This is a genomic window from Bordetella sp. 15P40C-2 (assembly GCF_009763235.1).
Classification (GTDB): Bacteria; Pseudomonadota; Gammaproteobacteria; order Burkholderiales; family Burkholderiaceae_B; genus Bordetella_A.
Genome location: NZ_WSJA01000002.1, coordinates 41,545 through 64,652, shown reverse-complemented (window position 1 = coordinate 64,652; position 23,108 = coordinate 41,545). Strand labels below are relative to the sequence as shown.

Genomic DNA, 23,108 nt, shown 5'->3' with positions numbered 1-23,108 from the left:
TAAAATACCTGATTGATCCGGGCGGCTGGCTACCGTGGCCGCCTGTTCCCCTTTCGTTGTTTTCGCTCAAGCACTCATGTCTACCCTGATCAAAGAAGAAGACTTCATACAGTCTATCGCTGACGGCATTCAGTTCATCAGCTACTACCATCCCGTTGACTACATCCGCCACCTGGCCCGCGCCTATGAGCGCGAGGAAAGCCCGGCCGCGCGCGACGCGATGGCGCAGATCCTGACCAACTCGCGCATGTGCGCCGAGGGCAAGCGTCCGCTGTGCCAGGACACCGGCATCGTCAACGTGTTCCTGAAAGTGGGCATGAACGTGCGATTCGAGACGAACCGCACGCTGCAAGAGCTGTGCGACGAAGGCGTGCGCCGTGGCTACACGAACCCGGACAACCCCTTGCGCGCTTCCGTGCTGGACGATCCGATCTTCGCGCGCAAGAACACGCGCGACAACACGCCCTGTATCCTGCATGTCGAACTCGTCCCGGGCGACAAGGTCGATGTGCAAATTGCTTCCAAGGGCGGCGGTTCCGAGAACAAGTCGAAGTTCGTGATGCTCAACCCCAGCGATTCGCTGGTGGACTGGGTGCTCAAGACTGTGCCCACGATGGGCGCTGGCTGGTGCCCGCCGGGCATGCTGGGGATCGGCGTAGGCGGCACGGCTGAGAAAGCCATGCTGATGGCCAAGCAGTCGTTGATGGAAGACATCGACATGTACGAGCTGCTGGCCCGCGGCCCGCAGAACAAGCTCGAGGAACTGCGTATCGAGCTTTACGAAAAGGTCAACGCACTCGGCATTGGCGCGCAGGGCCTGGGCGGCTTGACGACCGTGCTGGACGTGAAGATCAACACTTTCCCCACGCACGCGGCGTCCAAGCCCGTGGCCATGATCCCCAACTGCGCGGCTACCCGTCACGCGCATTTCGAACTCGATGGCTCCGGCCCCGCTCGCCTGGAACCGCCCGCGCTGTCGGAATGGCCCGAAGTGCGCTGGGCGCCGGACTACAACAAGTCCAAGCAAGTCAATCTGGATGCCCTGACCCCGGAAGAGGTCGCCAGCTGGAAGCCCGGCCAGACGCTGCTGTTGTCGGGCAAGATGTTGACCGGCCGTGATGCCGCGCACAAGCGCATTCAAGACATGCTGGCCAAGGGCGAGCCGCTGCCGGTGGACTTCAAGAATCGCGTGATCTACTACGTCGGTCCCGTGGACCCCGTGCGCGACGAAGTCGTCGGTCCCGCAGGCCCCACGACCGCGACCCGCATGGACAAGTTCACCGAGATGATGCTGGCGCAGACCGGCTTGATCGCGATGATCGGCAAGTCCGAGCGCGGCCCGGTCGCGATTGAAGCGATCCGCAAGCACAAGTCGGCCTACTTGATGGCCGTGGGTGGCGCGGCTTACCTGGTGTCCAAGGCGATTCGCGAGGCGCGCGTGTTGGCCTTTGAAGACCTGGGCATGGAAGCCATCTACGAGTTTGATGTCAAGGACATGCCGGTCACCGTGGCGGTCGATTCCGAAGGCACGTCGGTGCACAACACCGGGCCGAAGGAATGGCAAGCGCGTATCGGCAAGATCCCGGTCGCTGTAGCGTAACAGCGCCTGGCGGGAGAGGGTGGGGCAATCGCTCCACCGGCTCCGCGTTGCAGGGTTTGATTTGGATAAGGGCCGCACATCGTTGCGGCCTTTATTGCGTCTGGCGTTCGCTGATACCAAATGGTGGTGTGGGGACGTCTTATCGCTCTGTCGTTCTCCCCAGCACTTCTCTCAGGATTTCCTCCGTGTGCTCACCCAGCAGGGGAGGTGCTTTTCGGTACACCACGGGCGAGGCCGAGAATCGCAGCGGGCTGGCTGTCACGGGCGCGGTGCCGCCCGATGGGTGTGGCAATTCGCGGCGTAATTGACGCGCCTGCACCTGGGGATGCTGGAACGTTTGCGCGATGTTGTTGATAGGCCCGCAAGGTACGCCGGCCGCTTCGAGTTTGCGGATCCATTCATCGCGCGGGCGTTGCTTCATGATGTCCGCCAGCAATGCGACAAGCGTATCGCGATTCGTGACGCGCAAGCGGTTAGTGGCGAAGCGGGGATCTGCCGCCAGTTCAGGTGCGCCTATGGCGCGGCAATAGGCTCGGTATTGTGATTCGTTGCCCGTCGCCACGATCAGATGGCCATCGCGCGCGGCAAACACCTGGTAGGGCACGACGTTCTGATGCGCATTGCCCGCACGCGTCGGCGCGATGCCGGAAGTGAAATAGTTGGAGTTCTGATTCGCCAGCAGCGCGACGTGGCAATCCAGCAGCGCGATATCCAGATGCTGCCCCAACCCGCTGCGATGACGTTCCTGTATGGCTGCCAACACGGCGACGGTGGCGTACATACCGGTGATGATGTCGGTCACGGCCACGCCGGCTTTTTGCGGGCCGCCACCTGGCAGGTCGTCGCGCTCGCCGGTGATGCTCATCAGTCCGCCTAACCCTTGAATCATGAAATCGTAGCCGGGCAGATGCGCGCAGGGGCCGTCCTGGCCGAAGCCGGTGACGGAACAATAAATCAACCTTGGGTTGATTGCGTTGAGGCTTTTATAGTCGAGGCCATACTTGCGCAAGCCGCCGACTTTGAAGTTTTCGACGAGGATGTCGCAATGCTGCACCAAGTCTCGGATCAGCGCAGCGCCTTGCGGCGAGGCGATGTCGGCGACCAACGAGCGTTTGTTGCGGTTGGCACTGAGATAGTAGGCGGCCTCGCTCGTATCCTGACCCTGGGCGTCTTTCAGGTAGGGAGGGCCCCAATGACGCGTATCGTCACCCGTGCCGGGGCGTTCGACTTTAATGACATCTGCGCCCAGGTCGGCCAGGTTTTGCGTACACCAGGGACCTGCGAGGATGCGGCTCAGGTCGAGGACTCGGATGCCTTCCAGAGGCGGGGGGCGGTGTTGCATGATGGATTCTCTTTGCGGCGCAGCCGCAGTTGCCCGCGCAAGAGCGGGCTAGGTTCTTCGTAACGAGGCTGCCTTAAATTGCAGACGTGGCTCGCCCTGATTCGGCAAGGGTGGCGGTGCCGTGCGACAGCACGACGACATTGCGTTCCACGGCGCGCATGACAAAGCGCAACGTCCGTTCATCCGCACGCCACATGTCGCACTGCAAGGTTTCGCCGGGATAAACCGCAGCCGAAAAACGCGCATCGATACTACGCAGGCGAGACGCGTCGTAGTCGCACCAGGTTTTAATCAGGGCATGCGCGGCCATGCCATAGGTGCACAGGCCATGCAATATCGGGCGCGGATATCCCGCGCTTTGGGCCACTTCCGGGTCGGCGTGCAAGGGGTTCGGATCGGCATTCAAGCGATACAGCAGCGCAGCGTTAGGGGCGACGGAAAGATTGCACGTGCGTTGCGGTGCGTTGTCAGGCGGGGCGGATAGTGGCGGCAACGGGGTATCGCTCTTGGCCAGACCGCCATCGCCGCGACAGAAAGTGATTTGCTGTAGCGTCGCCAAGAGAGCGTCGCTATCGTCGTGCAAGCTTCGTTCCGTCACTACCAGCGCACCCTTGTCAGCGCCCTTGTCAATGACATGCGTCACGCGCGCTTTGCTGGTGACGGTGCCCTGTGCCGGCAACGGGGCGTGTATGCGCAGCCGTTGTTCGCCATGCACCACGCGTACCCAGTCGATGCCTGCACGGGGGTCCTTCATCCAAAAACCAGGATGCCCCAGCACGGTTGCGAACGTGGGCAGTGTTTGCAGATCACGCTCGTACACGTAGCGCAGTTGCTGCGTATCCAGCGGGTCGGCGCCCAGCCCAACGCCCAGCGCATAGAGCATGGCGTCCTTTTCATCATAGTGATGAACGACCTCGTCAAAGCGCCAATTCTTGATGGTGTGATAGTCCATGGGCATGAGACCTCGCTCAGATGGGGTCCCAGTCGATCACATCGGGCGAGCGTTCCAGCGCATAGAAGTGTTTGCGCAGGGCAGGCATGGCGATGTCGCCGATGAGTTCCGGTGTCCAGCCCTCGCTGTAATGCACGGTGCGCAGCGGACGCGGCTGGCTCATCAGCATGATCTCGTTGGCCCGTACGGCGAAGATCTGCGCGGTGATGTCGCGCGCGGCATCGCTCACCAGGTATACCGCCAACGGCGCGACCTTGCCGGCTTCCATACGCTTGAGCTTTTCCACACGCGCTTTTTCCGCTTCGGTCTCGGAGGGAATCGAGCTGGTCATGCGGCTCCATGCAAAGGGAGCGATGCAGTTCGAACGCACGTGATAGCGCGACATATCCAGCGCGATGGATTTGGACAGCGCCACGATGCCGAGTTTCGCGGCCGCATAGTTTGCCTGGCCAAAGTTTCCGATCAGGCCCGAGGTCGAGGTCATATGCACCAGCGCGCCCGATTCTTGCTCGCGGAAATAGGGCGCCGCCGCGCGGCTCATGTAGAACGAGCCATTCAGATGGACGTCCAGAACTTGACGCCATTCCTCTTCGCTCATCTTGTGAAAGACGCGATCGCGCAAGTTGCCAGCATTGTTCACGACGGCATCGATGCGGCCATAAGCCTCTATCGCGGTTTGAATAATACGACTCGCGCCCTCATAGCTGGCGACGCTATCGGTATTGGGGACGGCTTCGCCGCCTGCTGCCTGTATTGTTTTCACTACCTCACGCGCGGGGCCGTCCGTGCCACCTTCACCTTGCAGCGACACACCGATATCATTGACGACGACTTTCGCGCCCGCGGCCGCCATCGCCAGCGCGACGCTGCGTCCGATTCCGCCGCCGGCGCCCGTGACCACCACCACCTTGCCTGAAACCATTCCATTCATCTGCTCGTCTCCTTGTTGTCTGTGCGTGCAGGGCAGCACGATTCGGCGCGGATCTTTCGCCGGTTTGGCACGCCAGACTCTCTGCATGGTAGATTTCAAGCCTGTCCGGCGGAATTCAAAATTAAAGACACCCCCCTTTTGTGTGGCGGAACATGAGACACGACCTGACTGATCTACGCTTGTTCGTCAACGTAGGCGAGACCCTGAATCTGACGCGCGCGGCCGAGCGCACGTTCCTGTCCTTGCCGGCCGCCAGCGCGCGGATCAAGAACATGGAAGAAGGTTTCAAAGCGCGCTTGCTGATCAGACAAGCCACCGGTGTCGCGCTGACGCCCGCAGGCGAAGTCCTGCTCAAACATGCGCACGCGGTGTTTAGACAACTGGAGTGTCTGAACGCGGATTTGCAGCCCTATGCCAGCGGCATCAAGGGTCGGTTGCGCTTATTGGCCAATACCACTGCCACCAACTCATTCCTGGCCGATGCGATGTCGACGTTTCTGGCGGAGAACGCGGATGTCGACATCGAACTCGAGGAGAAAATGTCGGGCGACATCGTGCTTGCCATCCGTGCCGGTACGGCGGATTTGGGCATCGTCGCGGGAAATATCGATGTTGACGGGCTGGATGTCATGCCGCTGTTTCGCGATGAGTTGGCCATCGTGACGTCGTTGAATCATCCGCTGTCCAAACGGGATGCTGTGCAGTTTGTCGATGTCATCGACGCCTATCAGTTCGTGGGCATTCATCCTAATAGCGCCATCCAGACCTTTCTGGAAGACATCGCCTTGGGCCTGGGTAAACGTCTTTGCCAGCGCGTGCATGTGGGTAGCTTCGAGGCCGTCTGCCGCATGGTGGAGGCGGGCGCCGGCATCGCGGTGGTGCCGCGCGCGTGCGTGGCGCGATATAGCCGGCCCGAGGGATTGCATGTGCTGCAGATCAAGGATGCCTGGGCGCAGCGCGACCGGCTGCTATGTCGTCAACGGGGCCGCGATCTGCCGCGTTTCGCCGAGGAATTCATCGAGCACGTACGCCGTGCCGCGCGCGTGGGTTGAACGCGCGTCTGTGGCTGCGCCTGAACGGGGGCTTCGGCAAAAACAAATCGGCAATGGCGGGCTCTGCGCCAATAATGCGCGAACGCAACTGGCATTGCGCCGGGCTGCAATGAAAAAACAACGGAGACCCACATCATGCACGATATGCAACGCCGGCGTCTGCTGGCGGGGTTCGCAGCGGCCAGCGTCGCCGCTATGCTGCCCCTGTCGCTCCATGCGGCGAAATGGCCCGAGCAGCCGGTCAACTTCATTGTTCCGTTCCCGCCGGGAGGCCCCGTTGATACGACCGCGCGCTTCATCGCGACGCCCTTAGGCGCGCTGTGGGGTACGCCCACCGTTGTCGCCAACAAGGCAGGCGCGGGCGGCATCGTCGGCGCGCAGGCAGCGGCCAAGGCACCGAACGACGGGCAACACTTTTTCTTTGCCTCTATTCACCACACCGTCCTGCCCAGCTTGCGCGGCAATCTGAGCTACGACATCCAAAAGGACTCTGTGCCGGTCGGCATGGGCGCGGTCTTTCCCATCGTGCTGGTGGTGCATTCATCGCTGCCTGTCAAGAATGTCAAAGAGCTGATCGACTACGCGAAAGCCAACCCCGGAAAATTATCCTTCGGCTCGTCAGGCACGGGTGGCGGCACGCATTTGGCTGGCGAGCTCTTTAACAGCATGACGGGCACGCGCATGCAACATGTGCCGTATCGCGGCAGCGCGCCGGCCATGCAGGACTTGCTGGGCGGCCAGGTACAGGTCATGTTCGCCGATGGCCCGTCCGCCATGCCGCATCTGGCAGGAGGCAAGATTCGTGCGCTAGGCGTGGGTAATCCCGAAACCTCGCCGCTATTTCCTGACCTGCCTACTATCGCATCCTCGGGTGTGCCCGGCTATGAAGGCTATTCTTGGAGTGGGCTACTGGCGCCCGCCGGTACGCCGGCCACGGTGGTAGAACGTGTCAACGCCGATATGCAGAAAGTGCTGAACGCTCCCGAGAACGCCAAACGGATGCTGGCCGCGGGTGCGGAGCCCAAGCCAGGGTCGCCCGAGGAATTCAAAGCGTTTATTCAGTCGGAACTGGATAAGTGGAGCAAGGTCGTCAAGGACGCGAATATCAAGGTGGAGTGACCGTAATCGCGGCCCGCGTGTCGTCGGGCCACGATGCTGCGACGCAACCGTTCCGCGTTAAGTCATATCGCGGACGGCGTCACGCGCTTGCGTATATTCCTGAATGAGCTGATCCACCAGCGCATGCGTGGGCAGGATCTCCTGCACGGCGCCTACCCCTTGACCCACGCTCCATATGTCTTTCCAGGCCCTGGGTTTGCTGGCTTTATCGAGGTTTACCGCATTGCCGCCGCTTTGACGCAACTGATCGGGATCCAGTCCGGCGGCTCGCACGCTCGGAATCAAATAGTTCGCCGGGACCCCGGAGAAGTAGGGCGTGTAGATGACGTCGTCGATGGAAGATTCCAACACCATTTCGCGGTAACGGTCGGGCGCCAGCGACTCCTGGGTGGCGATAAATCGGGTGCCCAGATAAGCGAAATCGCAGCCCAGCACTTGTGCGGCCAGAATGTCCTTGCCATGGCTGATACAGCCCGACAGCACCAGCGGGCCGTCATAAAACGCGCGTACTTCATTGATCAATGCGATCGGATTCAATGTGCCCGCATGTCCACCCGCACCGGCACACACGAGGATCAAGCCATCCACGCCGGCTTCCAGCGCTCGCCGCGCATGGCGCACGTTGGTCACATCATGAAAGACCAGCCCACCATAGGGACGGACGGCGCGCACAACCGCATCGGGCGCATGCAAAGAGGTGATGATGAGCGGCACGCGATGCGCCACGCAGGTTTGCAGATCGTCCTGCCAGCGCGGGTTGGTGGGGTGAATAATCAGGTTCACTCCGTAAGGCGCCACGCGCGCGTTGGGATGCGCGCGGCGATAGTCGTTGCAGCCTTGCTCGATGCGAGTCAGCCAGGCGCTTAGCGCTTCCTGGGGTCGTGCATTGAGCGAGGCAAAGCTGCCGACGATGCCCGCCGTGCATTGGGCGATCACCAGTTCCGGCCCGGATACCAGAAACATCGGTGCACCGATTACAGGCAGGCGCATTGACGCGCGTAATCGCAGCAAAGCGGACATAGTCGGAAGGTTTCCTGTCGTTTATTGGATCTGTACGTTGGCTGACTTGATGACTTTTTCCCACATCGCGTACTCGCGGGCAATACGCGCGGAGACGGCCTTGCTATCGCCATCGTTCACGGTATAGCCGCCTTCGAGCATGGCCTTTTGAAATGCAGGATCGTTCGACACCGCCTTCAGTGCCTGGCTCAGGCGTTGCTTGATCGCGTCGGGCAGCTTGGGCGGTGCCATCAAAGCATACCAGCCCACGACTTCATAATCCGGCACGCCGGCTTCAATCATCGTCGGCACATCGGGAAGCTCGCGATTGCGTTCGCGCGAGGTCACTGCCAGCGCGCGCGCCTTTCCGCTTTTAATGAAGGGAATAGCGGTGCTCGTGATGTCGAACATAAAGGTCACTTTGCCGCTGACCACGTCCATCATGGCAGGTGAGTTACCGCGGTAGGGTACATGCAACATGGGGGCATCGGCCTGCTGTTTCATCAGCTCGGCCGATAGATGATTCGATGCACCCACGCCCGCCGAGCCAAACGTCACTGCATCGGGATGCGTCTTGGCGTAATCAACCAGCTCCTTGACCGAGTTCACAGGGATCTGTGGCCCGACGAGCAGCACGTTGGTGTAGTCCACCACCATGCCAATCGGGGTGAAGTCCTTTCGCGGATCAAACAGATCCGATTTTTGCACCAGTGGCGAAATAGTCAGCGTGGGACTGGCGGCAAAGCCAAGCAGATATCCATCAGGGGTGGCTTTGGCCGTGGCATCCGATGCGATCATGCCGCTGGCGCCGGCGCGATTTTCGACGACGACGGTTTGCCCGAGTTTGTCACCCAGGTACTTGGCAAAGACCCGCGCTGTAGTGTCGACTGGCCCGCCGGGCGCGTAGCCTACCAGCAAACGGATCGGTCGGTCCGGGTAGCTTGCAGCCTGTGTGGCCGGGATGGCTGTAGCCATAGCGACCGCGAACACGCCAGCTTGCAGCATTTTTTTGATCTGCATCGTTTGTCTCCTGTTGTGGTGATGGACTGCGTTTGAATCTATAGGGTCTCCTGCGTTCCCAGAATGGCGGTGGACTGGCTCGACAGCGTGCCGCCGTTGCCGTGTACCAGCGCCAGTTGTGCGCCCTCGATCTGCCGTGCTTGCGCGTGTCCACGCAACTGACGCACCGCTTCGATCATGATGAAAACGCCATACATGCCCGGATGCACGCAACACAACCCGCCGCCATTCGTGTTGACGGGCAAGGAACCGCCCGGACTGATCGCCCCGCTTTGTACATAGGCCCCGCCTTCGCCTTTGGCACAAAAGCCCAGGTCTTCCAGAAACAGAATCGTGTTGATCGTGAATGCGTCGTAGAGCTCCACCACATCGATATCCGACGGACGCAATCCCGCCATCTCGAAGGCGCGCCGTCCCGATTCCTGAGCCGCCGTGATGGTCAGATCCTGCATGGATGAGATCTGTCGGTTCCACACCGCTGTGGCATTCCCCAGGACGTACACCGGTTTTTGCGGCAGATCACGTGCGCGCTCGGCGCGCACCAGTACATAGGCGCCTGCGCCGTCGGTCACCAGACAGCAATCGCGCACCGTCAGCGGGTCAGACACCATGCGCGACGACAGAATCTCGTCCAGCGTGATGGGTTCGCGTAATTGGGCTTCGGGATTGCGTTGGGCCCATTGATTAGCGGCTAGGGCCACATGCGCTAACTGCTCGCGGGTCGTGCCGTATTGATGCATGTGCCGCGCGGCGGCCAGGGCGTAGGAACTCAGCGGGCTGAGCGGCTCGTAGGGCGTCTCGTAGGGCTGCGGATCGAACGACTTACGCACGCGGCCGATTTCCGCGCGGCTCAGCGACGAGGTGCGTTGCGTGCTGCCGTAGCAAACCAGCACGGCATTGCATTGGCCTGATGCCAGCGCTTGTAGCGCCGGCATCAAGTGCGCGACAAAACTGGAGCCGCCCAGCATGGTGCTATCGATAAAGGTGGGACGTATGCCCAAATGCTCGATGACGGGCATGGCCCACATGGGTGCGGCCACGCTGGCCGTGCAGATGCCGTCGATATCCTGCATCGTCAGGCCCGCGTCGGCCACCGCGCGTTGCGCGGCTTGAACCAGGATTTCCATCTCCGTATAGCCATCGGCGCGTCCCAGGCCCGCTTGTCCGATGCCTGCCACCGCGACCGAGCCGCGCAGTGCGTGTAAATCCGTCATGCGGCCTCCGTCGCAACAAACACCACCAGCCCTTGTCCGTCCTGCTGGCGCACCAAGGCTTGGACTGCCATCCCGATGCGCACGGCGTCAGGCGCAATGCCCTCGACCCGGCTCATCATGCGCACGCCTTCTTCCAGATCGATGAGCGCCACGTTGTAGTCGCCACCGGCATCGGCTTTGCGGCGCACGACCGTCGTCGAGTAGACCGTGCCACGCCCACTGGCGCGCGCCCAGCGCAACTGCGTCGCACCGCAATGCGGGCAAATCATGCGCGGGTAGAACACCGCGCGGTCACAGGCGGCGCAGTGTTGAATCTGAAAAACACCCTGGGCCAGGGCTTGGCGATATTGCTGGTCGGCGCCGCCGCTCGCCGACGCCTCGACAAATTGTGCAGTCATAGTTCCACAACAGTGATTGAAAGATGCGGTATGGCAGTGTCGGATCCACGGCGCGCGATGGCTATTCTTTATTTCTGAAGCGGGGCTTTTGCACAGGAAGATTGTGCTGTGCACCGGGTGCGTGGCTAGATAGCTGCCAAGGAGGCTGACATGGACCTAAGCTGGACCCCCGAAGAGCGAGCGTTTCGTGAAAGCGTGCGCGCATTCGCCCAACAAAATCTGCCGCAGACCATACGCGACAAGGTGCTCAAGCATCAGCGACTGCATCGCGACGATTATGTGCAATGGCACCGCATCCTGGCTGACCATGGCTGGGGTGCGCCGACCTGGCCCAAGGAACATGGCGGCACGGGTTGGAACGCGATTGAACGGCTGATCTTCGAAGTCGAATGCTTCAAGGCAGGCGCACCGCGCCTGTTGCCGTTTGGCTTGTCGATGATAGGCCCTGTGCTGATGAAATTCGGCAGCGCCGAGCAGCAGCAGCGTTTTCTGCCCCGCATCATTCGTGTCGATGATTGGTGGTGCCAAGGTTATTCCGAACCGGGATCGGGCTCCGATCTGGCATCGCTGAAAACGCGCGCCGAACGCGATGGCGATCACTACGTGGTCAACGGTCAAAAGACCTGGACGACACTTGCTCAGTATGCCGACTGGATGTTTTGTCTGGTGCGTACCGATATGCAGGCCAAGCCACAACGCGGCATCTCGATGCTGCTGATCGACATGCATAGCCCTGGTGTTACGGTCCGCCCGATACGCACGCTGGATGGCGGACACGATGTCAATGAGGTGTGGCTTGAAGATGTGCGCGTGCCCGTGGCGAATCTGGTGGGCGAGGCGGGTCATGGCTGGACCTATGCCAAATACCTGCTCGGTCACGAACGCACGGGCATCGCCGGTTTGGGGCATTGCTACCGCGAGCTGGGCGTGGTGAAAGACATGGCCATGCGCCTGCAGCGCAACGATAAACCGTTATTTGAAGACACCCGTGTGCGCGACCGCATCTCGCGGGTCGAGATCGACATCATGGCGCTGGAAATGCTGCTGCTGCGCGTGGCGGCCGCGCGCGGCGATGCACCGGGTCCCGAGGCGTCGATCCTGAAAATTCGCGGCTCGGAAATCCAGCAGGATCTTGCCATGCTGCAGATGGAAATCGCAGGGCCCGACGCCTGGCCCTACGATCCCGCGTGGATGGAAGCGGACGCCGCGGCTCATGGACCCGGCCCGGACATGACCGCCGCCGCGGGCGCGGGCTATGCCGATATGCGCAAGACCAGCATTTATGGCGGTACGACCGAAGTTCAAAAAGGCATCATCGCTCGCATGATGCTCGGGCTATGAACGTCGCAATCCCGGAATAAGCACGAGATGAATTTCACCTACACCGAAGAGCAGCGCATGCTCGATGACAGCCTGCGTCGTTTGATGCAGGAATCTTGGAATATGGCGGCCCGACGCGCGCGTGCCGAACGCTGCGCACTGGATGCGGGCGCTTGGGCGCAGTTGGCGGATCTGGGCGTACTGGGGTTGAACATCGCTACCGAGCATGGCGGGTTTGGTGAGCCGCCTGCCAGTCTGTTGCCTGTCCACATGGCGCTGGGCCGAGGGCTCGTGGCCGAGCCCGTGATTCCCAGCGGCGTGATGAGCGCCAGTTTGTTGGCCGCCAGTGACAATCCGGCGATGCAGCAGCAATGGCTGCCCGCGCTGGCATCAGGAGGCGCGATCCTTTCCGTCGCGTATCAAGAACCCGGCCGACGATACGCGACGGAACCGGCGCTATGCCGGGTCAGCCCGTGCGATGACGGCGGCTTACGCCTGTCGGGGACGAAACAGTTGGTCTGGCACGGCGCCAGCGCCCATGGCTGGATCGTCTCCGCGCTCGCTGCCTCGGGCGATCCCGTTTTACTGCTGGTGCCTTCCGCTGCGCCGGGCGTTGTTATCCAAGACACCCCGACGCTGGATCGAACGCGTTGCGCCCGCCTCGAATTTACGGACACCATCGTCGACGCGCAGGCCGTCGTGGCCTGGGGGGATCAAGCCCGCGTGGCCCTGGCTGGCGCATTGGATTGGGGCACCGCCGCGCTGTGTGCCCATGCCGCCGGCGCGATGGAAAGGCTGCTGGAAATCACCGTCGATTATCTAAAGACACGTCGTCAATTTGGACAGCCGTTGGCCGCATTCCAGGTGCTGCAGCATCGACTGGCCGATATGTTGATCGCGAAAGAGATGGCGCTTTCGATGGCCTATGTAGCCGTCGCTGCGCTTAGCGAGCCGGACCTTGCGCAGCGGTGTCGCATGCTCGCCAGCGCCAAGTTCGAGACTGCCCGGGCCGGCCGTTATCTCGCCCAGAGCGCGGTGCAATTGCATGGTGGCATGGGCATGACAGATGAGCTGGAAGTCGGGGACTATTTCAAACGCCTGACTGTGATCGACTTGTTGTTCGGCGACATGGCCGAGCAACTGGCAACGTTGAGCAATCTAGCCTGACGCCATAACGCGCTGGGTGGGCGCGTCGCGCACACCCGGTGGATCTTCATGGAAACGCAGAGCGATGACACAAGATTTCGCACAGATCCGCTTCACGCTGGAACACGGCGTAGGCGTCATTACCCTTAACCGCCCGGAACGCTTGAATAGCTTTACCGCCGTGATGCAGGAGGAGCTGCAACGCGCGTTGGACACGTTAGAAGCGTGCGCGACCCTGCGCGGCGTGGTGATCACCGGGGCGGGGCGCGGCTTTTGCTCGGGTCAGGACCTAAGCGAGCGCCAACCCTTGCCCGAAGGGCAAAAGCGCGACTTGAGCGAGGGCCTGAAGAAATACTATCGTCCGTTGGTGTTGCGTCTGCGCGCGCTTCCCGTACCGGTTGTATGCGTGGTCAACGGCGTGGCCGCTGGCGCGGGCGCGAGTCTTGCCTTGGCTTGCGATGTTATCTACGCGGTTGAGTCGGCCCGCTTCATTCAGGCATTTAGCAAGATTGGCCTGCTGCCCGACGCGGGCGGTACCTGGTTCCTGCCGCGACTGGTGGGCGCGGCGCGCGCCATGGGGACTGCGTTGTTTGCCGAGCCGGTGTCCGCCCGACAAGCCGAGTCCTGGGGCTTGATCTGGCGCTGCGTCCCCGATGACGCCTTGCAAGACACCCTGGCGGAGGTGGTGTACAAACTGGCGCAAGGACCCACGCGTTCCTACGCCGCCATCAAGCAAGCTCTGTATGCCTCCGCAGGCAATACGCTGGCCCAGCAAATCGATCTCGAAGCCGAGCTGCAGCGCGATCTCGGTTACACCCAGGACTATCAGGAAGGCATGCGCGCGTTCGCGGAAAAACGCCTGCCCGACTTTCAAGGCAGGTAGGTTGCCGGCATCCGAGCGGTGGATTTCAGGCTGTTGAACAGGGTCTTGTATAAATACGAATTCACAAAACCCTGGCGCCCGCGCATGCTATGGGCCACTCCGAACACAGCCAAGGAACGATTACATGACGTCTCCCATCCCCGCCGACTGGATTGGTAGTAGCGAATCCGTCGTCGATAACCTCGACGTGGGCCACGCCGCGCGCATCGCGGCTACGCTCGGCGAACCGGCCCCCGCAGTGGGCGACGAGCTCCCAGCGCTGTGGCAATGGGCGTTTTTTATCAAGCCGGTGGAAGCAGACGGCATCGGCGTAGATGGACACCCCGCGCGTGGCGGCTTTTTACCGCCCGCCGACGATCGCAATCGCATGTGGGCAGGCGGTCGGGTGACCTTTCACTCGCCGTTGCGCGTGGGCGTTGCCGCCGAGCGCAACTCCACAGTGATCGATGTACGCGAAAAAGTCGGCCGCACGGGTGCCTTGCTGTTCGTGACGGTGCGGCATCATTACCTTCAGGAGGGCGCACTGACGATCGAGGAGGAGCAGGACATCGTCTACCGGCAGCCGTCGCCGCCCAAGCTCACAGGCACGGAGCCCGCGCCAGCTTCGCAATGGCGCGAGACCATTGAGCCTTCGCCCTTGCTGCTGTTTCGCTATTCCGCGGTCACCTTCAACGGTCATCGCATTCACTACGATCATCCCTATGTCACTGAAACCGAGGGCTATCCGGGCCTGGTCGTGCACGGGCCGCTGATCGCGACATTTATGGTGGCGGCTTTTCGTCAAGCGAATCCCGACGCGCGCTTGGATCATTTGTCCTACCGTGGTCTGCGTCCGCTGATCGCGCCCACGCCGTTCGAAGTGGCCGGCCGCGTCGTCGAGCCGGGTCAGGCAGAACTCTGGGCCGAATGCGACGGCACGCTGGCCCATCAGGCACAACTGAGGTTTTCCGCATGAGCAATATCGGCAGTAACCCGCGTCCCCTCGATGGCATCACCGTCATCAGCCTGGAACACGCCATCGCCGCGCCGTTCTGCTCGCGCCAGCTGGCCGATATGGGTGCGCGCGTCATCAAGATCGAGCGGCCCGGTGTGGGCGATTTCGCCCGTGGCTACGATGAACGCGTGCGTGGCCTGTCCTCGCATTTCGTCTGGACCAACCGATCCAAGGAAAGCCTCACGCTTAACCTCAAACATCCCGAGGCGGGCGACGTCATGCAGCGTCTGCTCGAATCGGCCGACGTACTCGTGCAAAACCTCGCGCCCGGTGCGGCCGAGCGCTTGGGACTGTCGTTCGATCAGCTGCACGAAAAATACCCGCGCCTCATCGTGTGCGATATTTCGGGCTATGGCGAGGGCGGTCCCTACGAGACCAAAAAGGCCTACGACTTGCTGATCCAGAGCGAAAGCGGCTTTGTGTCCGTGACGGGCTCGCCCGATGCGCCCGCCAAGGCTGGTTGTTCGATCTCCGACATCGCCGCCGGCATGTATGCGTATACCTCGATCCTGAACGCGCTATTGCTGCGCCAGCGTACAGGCAAGGGCAGCCGTCTGGACGTATCGATGCTGGAAAGCATGGTCGAATGGATGGGCTATCCGCTTTACTACGCTTACGAAGGCGCGACCCCTCCGCCGCGCGCGGGCGCCGCCCATGCGACCATCTATCCCTATGGTCCATTCCCCGTCGGCGATGGCGCCACCATCATGCTGGGCCTGCAGAACGAGCGCGAATGGCGCGTGTTCTGCGAGCGCGTGCTGGGTCAACCCGAGCTGGCCGATGACGAGCGGTTTTCCTCCAACTCGCGCCGCACCGCGAATCGCGAACCCTTGCGAGCCCTCATCGTGCAAGCCTTTGCCGCCATGACGATCGATGAGGTCACGCAGCGGTTGGAAGACGCCCAGATCGCCAATGCCCGCGTGAACGAGATGAAAGACGTCTGGGCACACCCGCAGCTACAGGCGCGCGATCGCTGGCGCGAAGTCGGCAGCCCCGCGGGCACCTTGCCAGCGCTGGTGCCACCCGCCACCAGCAACGCCTTTACGCCGCGCATGGACCCGGTGCCAGCCGTGGGCGAACACACCGACGCCGTGTTGGCGTCGCTGGGCTTCACCCCCGAAGAGGTGGCGCGTTTCAAAGAAAATCAAGTCGTGTGAGGGCGGGTGCCGGCAGCGCTGGATTCAGTCCAGCTGCTGCACCCACTGACCCGACAGCCCCGCGAGCAATTGCGATACGGGGCCTTGGCGCAGCACCAGATCGGGTGCGAGTTCATGCAAGGGCGCCAATACGAAGGCGCGTTCGTGCATACGCGGATGCGGCAGAATCAGGCGCGCAGAATCCATCTGCGTATCGCCATGCAGCAGCAGATCCAGATCCAGCGTGCGTGGCGCATTGGGGTAAGGGCGTTGCCGTCCGTGCCGCGTCTCCAGCGCTTGTAATAGGTCCAGCAGCTCCAGCGGCGCGAGGCTGGTATCCAACGCGGCGACCGCGTTGATATAGTCCGGCCCGGTGGCTTCCACCGGGGCCGTGCGATAAAAGCGCGAGGGCTCGCAATACAACACCCCCGGGCTGCCACGCAGTTCTTTCAACACGGTATGCAGCGTGGTGACCGCGTCGCCCAGGTTGGCGCCCAGGCCGATATAGGCGCGTTCGACGCGGCTCATGCTTCGGCGCGCGGTGCGCTGGGACGGCGAGTTTTTCGGCGGCGCTTGCGCAGCCCGCTGGCCTCGGAGGCCGTCTGCGGCTGGCGCGACAACTCGTCGATCATCTCGGCCCGGATGGCGTCATTGCCATTGGCCAGATCCATCCACCATTGCGCCAGCACACTGTCGAACTCGCCGGCGGCCGCGCGCAGCTGCAGGAAATCGCAGGCGGCGCGAAAACGCGGTTGTTCGATCATGCGATAAATCGTCTTGCCCAGGCGTCGCTCGAAACGCGGCTGCATGAACCAGATCTCACGCATGTCGGAGGTGAATCGCCGCTGGATGGCGAGTTTTTCCGTTTGCTCGTCCAGCACCGAATCGGCGGCTTGGACCAGCGCGGGGATGTTGTGCTCGCCCTGCGCGCGCAATTGCTTCCAGCGCGAATCCACTTGTTGCCATAGCAACGCCGAGAACAGGAAACTCGGGCTGATGCTTTTTCCTGCACGTACACGTGCATCGGTGCGTTCCAGCGCCAACTCGACAAAGCGTTCGCCGCCAGGCTGCTCCAACACCACATCCAGCATAGGTAGTAGCCCGCGCGCCAGGCCCTCGGCGCGCAGCTGGCGCAGGCAATCCATGGCATGACCACAGGTCAAGAGCTTGAGCATCTCATCAAACAGACGCGATGCCGGCACGTTCTCGATCAGCGATGCCATCGTGCCGATCGGCGCGCGCGTGGCGGGGTCGATCGTGCCATTGAGCTTGGCCGCGAAACGCACCGCGCGCAGCATGCGGACCGGATCTTCGCGATAACGCACCGCTGGGTCGCCGATCATGCGCACCTGGCGCTTTTTCAAATCCGCGACGCCTTGGTGAAAATCGATCACCTCTTCGTTATGCGGATCGTAGTAGAGCGCGTTCATCGTGAAATCGCGCCGCGCCGCATCCTGCTCGTGCGTCCCGAATACGTTGTCGCGCAGAATCCGGCCATGCTCGTCGGTTTCTTGATTCTCGGACGCCGGGGCACGGAAGGTCGACGTCTCGATGATCTCCTGCCCGAACACCACATGCACCAGCTGAAAACGACGCCCAATGATGCGCGCGCGGCGGAACAAGGGGCGAATCTGTTCCGGCGTGGCGTTGGTCGCCACATCGAAATCCTTGGGTTCCAGACCCACGATCAGGTCACGAACCGCGCCACCGACGATATAGGCCTCGTATCCATGCTGGCGCAGGACTTCACAGACCTTGATGGCATGCCGCGAAACGTTGCGGCGATCGATACCGTGTTTATCAGGCCCGATCCGCTGGGGCCCACGGGCCGCCGGAGAAAACAGACGGCTGACGAATTTCTTGATTGTGTCGGTGATCATCAGGACTTGGCGTCTTCCAGGTGGTCGAACAAGTCGAGCACTTTCCAGCCGCGTGCGTGGGCGATCTCGCGCAGCGCCGGGCTGGGATTGGCGGCTACGGGATGCGTGACGACCTCAAGCAAGGGCACGTCGTTGATCGAATCGCTATAAAAAACCGATTCGGAGAAATCGGCAAGTGTCAGATTCATTCCCGCCAACCAGTCGCGCACCCGCACGACCTTGCCTTCCTTGAAGCTGGGCGTGCCGGAAATACGGCCCGTGTAATGGCCATTGCGGTATTCGGGGTCGGTGGCGATCAGATGCGGAATGCCGAACGCGCGCGCAATCGGCGCCGTGACAAACGCGTTGGTGGCCGTGACCAGGGCGCACAGATCGCCGGCGGCCAGGTGCTGATCCACCAATTCAATGGCGCGATCCGTGATCGCAGGGCGCACCACCTCGGCCATGAACTCCTCATGCCACGCCGCCAGTTCATAGGGGCGATGCGCGGCCAGCAGGCCCAGCATGAATTCGGCGGCCTGTTCAGCCGTCAGTTCACCGCGGTTATAGCGGTTCATCAGGTCGTCGTTGCGGCGACGCGCCTCGTCCGGATCACCGGCGCGGCCAGTGCGTGCCAGGAAGTCGGCCCATTGGTAATCGCTGTCCAGCGGTAGGAGCGTGTGATCCAGATCGAACAGCGCGAGTCTTTGGGGCATCATCTTGTATGAGTATCGGGGTCTGCCAGCATAGCGCGCAGCAGGGCAATAGTGATGGGGCGGCCGGTAGCCAGCGAATAGCGATCCAGCGCATCGAGCAACACAGTCAATTTACGGATATCGCGTTCGCAATGCGTCAGCATCCATTGGATGACTTCGGGCGCGAGCTGCAAACCACGTTCGGTGGCCTGGGCCGACAACGCGGCCAGCTTGTCACCATCGGACAAAGGCTCGAGCCGAAAGACCAGATCCCACCCGAGCCGCGTGCGCAAATCCTCGCGCAACGGCATGGACAACGGGGCGCGATCGCCTGCCACGGCCAAGGCGAACGCCCGGCTGGTGGCCGCGCACTCGCGCCAGCGATTGTACAGGGCAAAAAGTCCCGCCTGTCGTGGCTCATCTAATTCGTGCACATCATCGACCGCGATCACGCGCGGCATGGCCGCCGCCGAGTCGGCGTTAGCCAGCTGGCGCAGGGCGCGGGCAGTCTGCCCCTTATCGATGTAAACCGCGTCCGGCGTATTCGCCAGTCCCTTGAGCAGATGGCTGCGCCCGCAACCCGCCGCGCCCCATAGATACAGGGCGCGTCCAGGCGCCAGCGCCCGCGCAGCCGCCAACGCCTCGCCGTTACGACCGGCGATAAAGTTCTGCAGCGTAGGAGCAGGTGCGGGTAGAACGTCGAGCAGCAGCTGGCGATTCATGGGTAACAATCTAGACAAGGCAAGGGGCGCGCAAATTGTCAAAATCCGGTTTGCGCGATGCTTTTCCCCCGACATCGTAAAATGGCGGGTGCAGCACCCCGTAAACCCCGCAATTGTCACATACCCCACGGTTTTTCTCATGACGACTCAACCTTCTGCCCCTCTGACGTACCGCGACGCTGGTGTCGATATCGATGCGGGAGACGCCCTGGTCGACCGCATCAAGCCCTTGGCGGCCCGTACGATGCGTCCCGGCGTTTTGGCCGGTATCGGCGGATTTGGCGCGTTGTTCCAGGTGCCCGGGAAATACCGTGAGCCCGTGCTGGTCTCCGGCACCGACGGCGTGGGCACCAAACTGCGCCTGGCCTTCGAATGGAATCGGCATGACACCGTGGGTATCGACCTGGTGGCCATGAGCGTCAACGATATCCTGGTTCAGGGCGCCGAGCCCTTGTTTTTCCTGGATTATTTCGCCTGCGGCAAACTCTCGGTGGACACCGCCGCCGCCGTGGTCGGCGGTATCGCCAAGGGTTGCGAACTGTCCGGCTGCGCCCTGATCGGTGGCGAAACGGCCGAAATGCCCGGCATGTACCCCGATGGCGAATACGATCTGGCCGGTTTCGCGGTCGGCGCGGTCGAAAAGGCCGACATCATCGACGGCAAATCCATCAAACCGGGCGATGTGGTGCTGGGCCTGGCCTCTAGCGGCGCGCATTCCAATGGTTTCTCGCTGATCCGCAAGATCATCGAACGCGCCGGCGCCAAGCCGACCGACGATTTCCATGGTCAGCCCCTGGTTGACGTGGTGATGGCCCCCACGCGCCTCTATGTGAAGCAGGTCCTGGCCGCCCTGGCCAAGCACGGCACTTCCATCAAGGGTCTGGCCCACATCACCGGCGGCGGCCTGCTGGACAACGTGCCGCGCATCCTGCAGCCCGGCTTGTCGGCCAAGCTGCATCGCGACAACTGGGAAATGCCCAAGCTGTTCCAATGGCTGCAAGAGCAAGGCCAAGTCGAAGACACCGAGATGTACCGCGTGTTCAACTGCGGCATCGGCATGGTGCTCGTGGTCGATGCTGCCCAGGCTGACGCCATTGCCGAAACGCTGCGCGAGCAGGGCGAAACGGTCAGCAAGCTGGGCGAGATCGTCGAGCAGACCGAGGGCATGGCGCAGACGTTTGTTGTGTGAGACGGCGCTAGGTCGTCTGCGATGTGAGGCGCTGCTGGTTCGTTTTAGATCTGCAGCGTTGCCGGTTCGTTTGAGATTTGCAGCGTTGCTGGTTCTTAAGCCGCCGAGGCTGCCCTGCGTCATTCCGATGCTCGGTCGGTGCCCTGCGCTTCGGATGACTCCGGGGTCCTCGGCTCACGTCAGCCTAATGCCCCGGACATTACAAACCAGCTCTTGGCCACACGTGTCGGCTCCCAGCGCCTGAAGGACGAACCAACAACGCAGCGCGACGGCGCCGGGATTAAGACTGATGCGCGAGCAGACCCTGTGACTTGGCGATAGAGGGTTTTGCGGCTGATCCGTGAGCAGACGCTGTGACTCGGGGGTAGAGGGTTTTGCGTAAGCGTCCGGCCCAGGCCGTCTTGCTTTAGATTTGTATCTGGCTCAACCGCTGGTTGACCTCATTGAGGTCGAAGGCGGCGGGATCGAAGCGTTTGCCATGCCAGATCAGCATGTCATCGTACTCAGGGTGATTTCTATCAGAGAGCACTTGCCGGAAGTGCTCATAGCCTGGCGGGCCGCCGACATCTTCCGGCGGGCAGGCGTTGGCGCCGTCCAAGCACCAGGGTGAAGTCAACGGGCCGTTGAAGGAAGCCACCTCGAGGATACGCAGATCGTGTTCCCAGTAATCACCGAAGTCGTAGAGATAGAGGAGGCTTTGGGCATCGCCTAACGCTTTGTCCAGTCGCACCCGCTTTTCGCTTTGCAGGTTGAGCTCTGGATAGTCGGGGTCCGGTTCGCCATAGCGCTTGCCATGGATCGTGAACTCATGCAGATGCCCGCCCTGCCAGCCCATCGCCCGCAAAATCGTCACGTGCAGCTTGGGTAGTGTGATGCGGCTGGGCACGACGATCGTGCGATGGATGACTGGCGTGATGTGGCGCAGGTCAATGCGTAACACCAGCGCCGTGCCTTGCAAGGCAACGACCTTTGCGCGGCTTACGCCGCCTTTTCGTTGCAAGGTAAAACCAGATTCCATGGCAACAACTCCTGGATGCGGTTGATGGGGTGATCCGCGATGCGCGCCAGCACTTCTCGCAGATAGGCCATGGGTTCGATTCCATTGAGCGCCGCCGTACCCAGCAGGCTGTAGATTGCCGCTGCGCTATGGCCGCCCGCATCCGATCCTGCGAACAGATAGTTCTTGCGCCCCAGAGCGACCACGCGTAAGGCTCGCTCGGCTGCATTGTTGTCGATCTCGATGCGACCGTCATCGACGTAGCGCGTCAAGGCAACCCAGCGGGCAAGCGCGTAGCGTATCGCCTCAGCGAGCGCCGACTTGCGCGAAAGCGCGCGTAATGTCCCATGTAGCCAGTCATGCAGCGACGCCAACAAGGGGCCGGCCCGCGCCTGGCGTACCTGCTGTCGTTGATCTGCCGGCTGGCCACGTATTTGTGCCTCGATGCCGTAGAGCTCGCCGATGAGTGCGATGGCCTCCAATGCCAGGGGGCTGGCCTGCTGCTGCGCGATGTCGTAGAACTTGCGGTGCACATGCGCCCAACAGGCGGCTTCCAAGACGTTGCCCGTCTCGTACAAACGGTTGAATCCCGCATAGCCATCGGCTTGCACGATACCGGCGAAGTGCTTCAGGTGTTTGGCGGGATGTTCGCCCCTGCGGTCCGGCGAGTATCCGAACCAGACGGCGGGTGGCGTATCGAGGCCGGCCGGTCGATCGTCACGGACATAAGTCCATAAGCGCGCCGTCTTGGTCTTGCCACGACCTGGGGCCAACACCGGCACTGGCGTGTCGTCAGCGTGGATCTTCTGGCCGGCCGTCACATGGCCGTGCAGGGCCTGCACCAAGGGACGCAACAGCCGACTGCTGGCGGTGACCCAATCGGCCAGCGTCGAACGAGATAGTTCCGCGCCGTGGCGCGCATAAATCGCGCTTTGGCGGTAGAGCGGCTGATGGTCGCAGTACTTAGACACCAGTATCTGGGCGAGCAAGCCGGGACCGGCCAGGCCGCGTTCGATGGGGCGGCTGAGCGCGGGGGCTTGCACGATGGCATCGCAACGCCCGCACGCCAGCTTGGGGCGTACCGTGCGCACGACCTTGAAGCTCGCCGGCACGTATTCCAGCATCTCGCTGACGTCCTCACCGAGTGGCTTGAGCATACCGCCGCAGGCCGGACATCCACAGCCCGTCAGGGGAAGCAGCACATGCTCTTCGCGTGGCAGGCTCTCAGGCAAGGGTTTACGGTGCGATGGCTGACGTGGCGTATCTGACTTGATAGGCGCAATGACGGTATCCGCGGCCGGCGTATCCATAGGAATCGGCGCTTCTTGATACAGCGCTAGCTGATTGAGCAGGTCACCACGCTCGCTACTGCGCCCGAAGCGCTCTTGCCGAGCCTTGGCAAGCTGCCAACGCAGGTAATCCAGCTCTTGCTGCATGGACGCAATGACTGCCTTGAGGGCAGCAATGTCGTTCGTGTCGGCAGCAGGTGTTGTTTGCATAGCCGATATTTTATCGGGCTATGCCAGCGTCATGCATGATT

Annotated in this window: 22 protein-coding genes; 9 read left to right on the top strand and 13 right to left on the bottom strand. The window is 61.9% G+C overall.

The features are described 5' to 3' along the window. Positions 1-76 precede the first annotated feature (76 nt). A complete protein-coding gene (locus GOQ25_RS01185; protein WP_160348613.1) occupies positions 77-1,600 on the top strand; it encodes a fumarate hydratase in 1,524 nt (507 codons plus the stop codon). A gap of 139 nt (positions 1,601-1,739) precedes the next feature. Here the strand turns inward: GOQ25_RS01185 and GOQ25_RS01180 are convergent, their stop codons facing one another. The 3 genes from GOQ25_RS01180 to GOQ25_RS01170 form a co-directional block, all read right to left on the bottom strand. Then, the gene (locus GOQ25_RS01180) at positions 1,740-2,942 is read right to left on the bottom strand and encodes a CaiB/BaiF CoA-transferase family protein (protein WP_160348612.1); all 1,203 of its coding nucleotides are present in this window, start codon (positions 2,940-2,942) and stop codon (positions 1,740-1,742) included. Positions 2,943-3,015: 73 nt separating this feature from the next. Continuing rightward, on the bottom strand, positions 3,016-3,900 hold the full coding sequence (locus GOQ25_RS01175; RefSeq protein WP_160348611.1) for a MaoC/PaaZ C-terminal domain-containing protein: 885 nt from the start codon (positions 3,898-3,900) through the stop codon (positions 3,016-3,018). 10 nt (positions 3,901-3,910) lie between these two features. Further along, the gene (locus GOQ25_RS01170; RefSeq protein ID WP_160348610.1) at positions 3,911-4,825 is read right to left on the bottom strand and encodes an SDR family NAD(P)-dependent oxidoreductase; all 915 of its coding nucleotides are present in this window, start codon (positions 4,823-4,825) and stop codon (positions 3,911-3,913) included. A 152-nt stretch (positions 4,826-4,977) separates the two neighbouring features. Here GOQ25_RS01170 and GOQ25_RS01165 point away from each other — a divergent pair, with 152 nt between their 5' ends. Both GOQ25_RS01165 and GOQ25_RS01160 read left to right on the top strand, forming a co-directional pair. Continuing rightward, entirely contained in the window at positions 4,978-5,877 is a 900-nt protein-coding gene (locus tag GOQ25_RS01165) for a LysR substrate-binding domain-containing protein (protein ID WP_160348609.1), read from the top strand. Between the two features lie 135 nt (positions 5,878-6,012). Then, the gene (locus GOQ25_RS01160; RefSeq protein WP_160348608.1) at positions 6,013-6,996 is read left to right on the top strand and encodes a tripartite tricarboxylate transporter substrate binding protein; all 984 of its coding nucleotides are present in this window, start codon (positions 6,013-6,015) and stop codon (positions 6,994-6,996) included. A gap of 57 nt (positions 6,997-7,053) precedes the next feature. On the opposite strand, the gene GOQ25_RS01155 is transcribed toward GOQ25_RS01160, so the two are convergent. The 4 genes from GOQ25_RS01155 to GOQ25_RS01140 are packed head-to-tail and all read right to left on the bottom strand — an operon-like array spanning position 7,054 to position 10,627. Beyond that, the gene (locus GOQ25_RS01155) at positions 7,054-8,016 is read right to left on the bottom strand and encodes a nitronate monooxygenase family protein (protein ID WP_160348607.1); all 963 of its coding nucleotides are present in this window, start codon (positions 8,014-8,016) and stop codon (positions 7,054-7,056) included. A gap of 21 nt (positions 8,017-8,037) precedes the next feature. Then, positions 8,038-9,015 carry a tripartite tricarboxylate transporter substrate binding protein gene (locus GOQ25_RS01150; protein WP_160348606.1) on the bottom strand — a complete coding sequence of 326 codons (978 nt, stop codon included), beginning with the start codon at positions 9,013-9,015 and terminating at the stop codon, positions 8,038-8,040. A 38-nt stretch (positions 9,016-9,053) separates the two neighbouring features. After that, positions 9,054-10,229 (bottom strand): thiolase, encoded by a 1,176-nt coding sequence (locus GOQ25_RS01145; protein WP_160348605.1) that lies wholly within the window; start codon positions 10,227-10,229, stop codon positions 9,054-9,056. After that, on the bottom strand, positions 10,226-10,627 hold the full coding sequence (locus GOQ25_RS01140; protein ID WP_160348604.1) for a Zn-ribbon domain-containing OB-fold protein: 402 nt from the start codon (positions 10,625-10,627) through the stop codon (positions 10,226-10,228). Before GOQ25_RS01140 ends, GOQ25_RS01145 begins: the two co-directional genes overlap by 4 nt. Positions 10,628-10,777: 150 nt before the next feature. On the opposite strand from GOQ25_RS01140, the gene GOQ25_RS01135 reads away from it, so the two are divergent. The 5 genes from GOQ25_RS01135 (at position 10,778) to GOQ25_RS01115 (ending at position 16,127) form a co-directional block, all read left to right on the top strand. Further along, positions 10,778-11,968 (top strand): acyl-CoA dehydrogenase family protein, encoded by a 1,191-nt coding sequence (locus GOQ25_RS01135; RefSeq protein ID WP_160348603.1) that lies wholly within the window; start codon positions 10,778-10,780, stop codon positions 11,966-11,968. A 27-nt stretch (positions 11,969-11,995) separates the two neighbouring features. Further along, positions 11,996-13,114, top strand: coding sequence for an acyl-CoA dehydrogenase family protein (locus tag GOQ25_RS01130; RefSeq protein ID WP_160348602.1), 1,119 nt, complete (start codon positions 11,996-11,998; stop codon positions 13,112-13,114). A gap of 64 nt (positions 13,115-13,178) precedes the next feature. After that, a complete protein-coding gene (gene paaG / locus GOQ25_RS01125; protein ID WP_160348601.1) occupies positions 13,179-13,976 on the top strand; it encodes a 2-(1,2-epoxy-1,2-dihydrophenyl)acetyl-CoA isomerase PaaG in 798 nt (265 codons plus the stop codon). Positions 13,977-14,100: 124 nt separating this feature from the next. Then, a complete protein-coding gene (locus tag GOQ25_RS01120; protein ID WP_160348600.1) occupies positions 14,101-14,931 on the top strand; it encodes a MaoC family dehydratase N-terminal domain-containing protein in 831 nt (276 codons plus the stop codon). Next, positions 14,928-16,127, top strand: a complete 1,200-nt coding sequence (locus GOQ25_RS01115; RefSeq protein ID WP_160348599.1) for a CaiB/BaiF CoA-transferase family protein — start codon at positions 14,928-14,930, stop codon at positions 16,125-16,127. Before GOQ25_RS01120 ends, GOQ25_RS01115 begins: the two co-directional genes overlap by 4 nt. Before the next feature lie 24 nt (positions 16,128-16,151). Here GOQ25_RS01115 and GOQ25_RS01110 read toward each other — a convergent pair whose 3' ends face one another. Genes GOQ25_RS01110 through hda form a run of 4 tightly spaced genes read right to left on the bottom strand, consistent with a single transcriptional unit; the run spans position 16,152 to position 19,382 of the window. Further along, a complete protein-coding gene (locus tag GOQ25_RS01110; protein ID WP_160348598.1) occupies positions 16,152-16,634 on the bottom strand; it encodes a 2-amino-4-hydroxy-6-hydroxymethyldihydropteridine diphosphokinase in 483 nt (160 codons plus the stop codon). After that, positions 16,631-17,986 (bottom strand): polynucleotide adenylyltransferase PcnB, encoded by a 1,356-nt coding sequence (gene pcnB, locus GOQ25_RS01105; protein WP_160348597.1) that lies wholly within the window; start codon positions 17,984-17,986, stop codon positions 16,631-16,633. Before pcnB ends, GOQ25_RS01110 begins: the two co-directional genes overlap by 4 nt. Further along, positions 17,986-18,684, bottom strand: a complete 699-nt coding sequence (locus GOQ25_RS01100; RefSeq protein ID WP_160348596.1) for an HAD family phosphatase — start codon at positions 18,682-18,684, stop codon at positions 17,986-17,988. Before GOQ25_RS01100 ends, pcnB begins: the two co-directional genes overlap by 1 nt. Continuing rightward, positions 18,681-19,382, bottom strand: a complete 702-nt coding sequence (hda, locus tag GOQ25_RS01095) for a DnaA regulatory inactivator Hda (RefSeq protein ID WP_160348595.1) — start codon at positions 19,380-19,382, stop codon at positions 18,681-18,683. The genes GOQ25_RS01100 and hda overlap by 4 nt, the downstream gene beginning before the upstream one ends. 139 nt (positions 19,383-19,521) lie before the next feature. On the opposite strand from hda, the gene purM reads away from it, so the two are divergent. Then, positions 19,522-20,571: a phosphoribosylformylglycinamidine cyclo-ligase gene (gene purM, locus GOQ25_RS01090; protein ID WP_160348594.1), complete on the top strand. Its 1,050-nt coding sequence runs from the start codon at positions 19,522-19,524 to the stop codon at positions 20,569-20,571. Between the two features lie 406 nt (positions 20,572-20,977). Here the strand turns inward: purM and GOQ25_RS01085 are convergent, their stop codons facing one another. Continuing rightward, a complete protein-coding gene (locus GOQ25_RS01085) occupies positions 20,978-21,589 on the bottom strand; it encodes a plasmid pRiA4b ORF-3 family protein (RefSeq protein WP_160348593.1) in 612 nt (203 codons plus the stop codon). Continuing rightward, complete coding sequence (locus GOQ25_RS01080; protein ID WP_160348592.1) at positions 21,550-23,067, bottom strand: IS66 family transposase; 1,518 nt, start codon at positions 23,065-23,067, stop codon at positions 21,550-21,552. Before GOQ25_RS01080 ends, GOQ25_RS01085 begins: the two co-directional genes overlap by 40 nt. Positions 23,068-23,108: the final 41 nt, after the last annotated feature.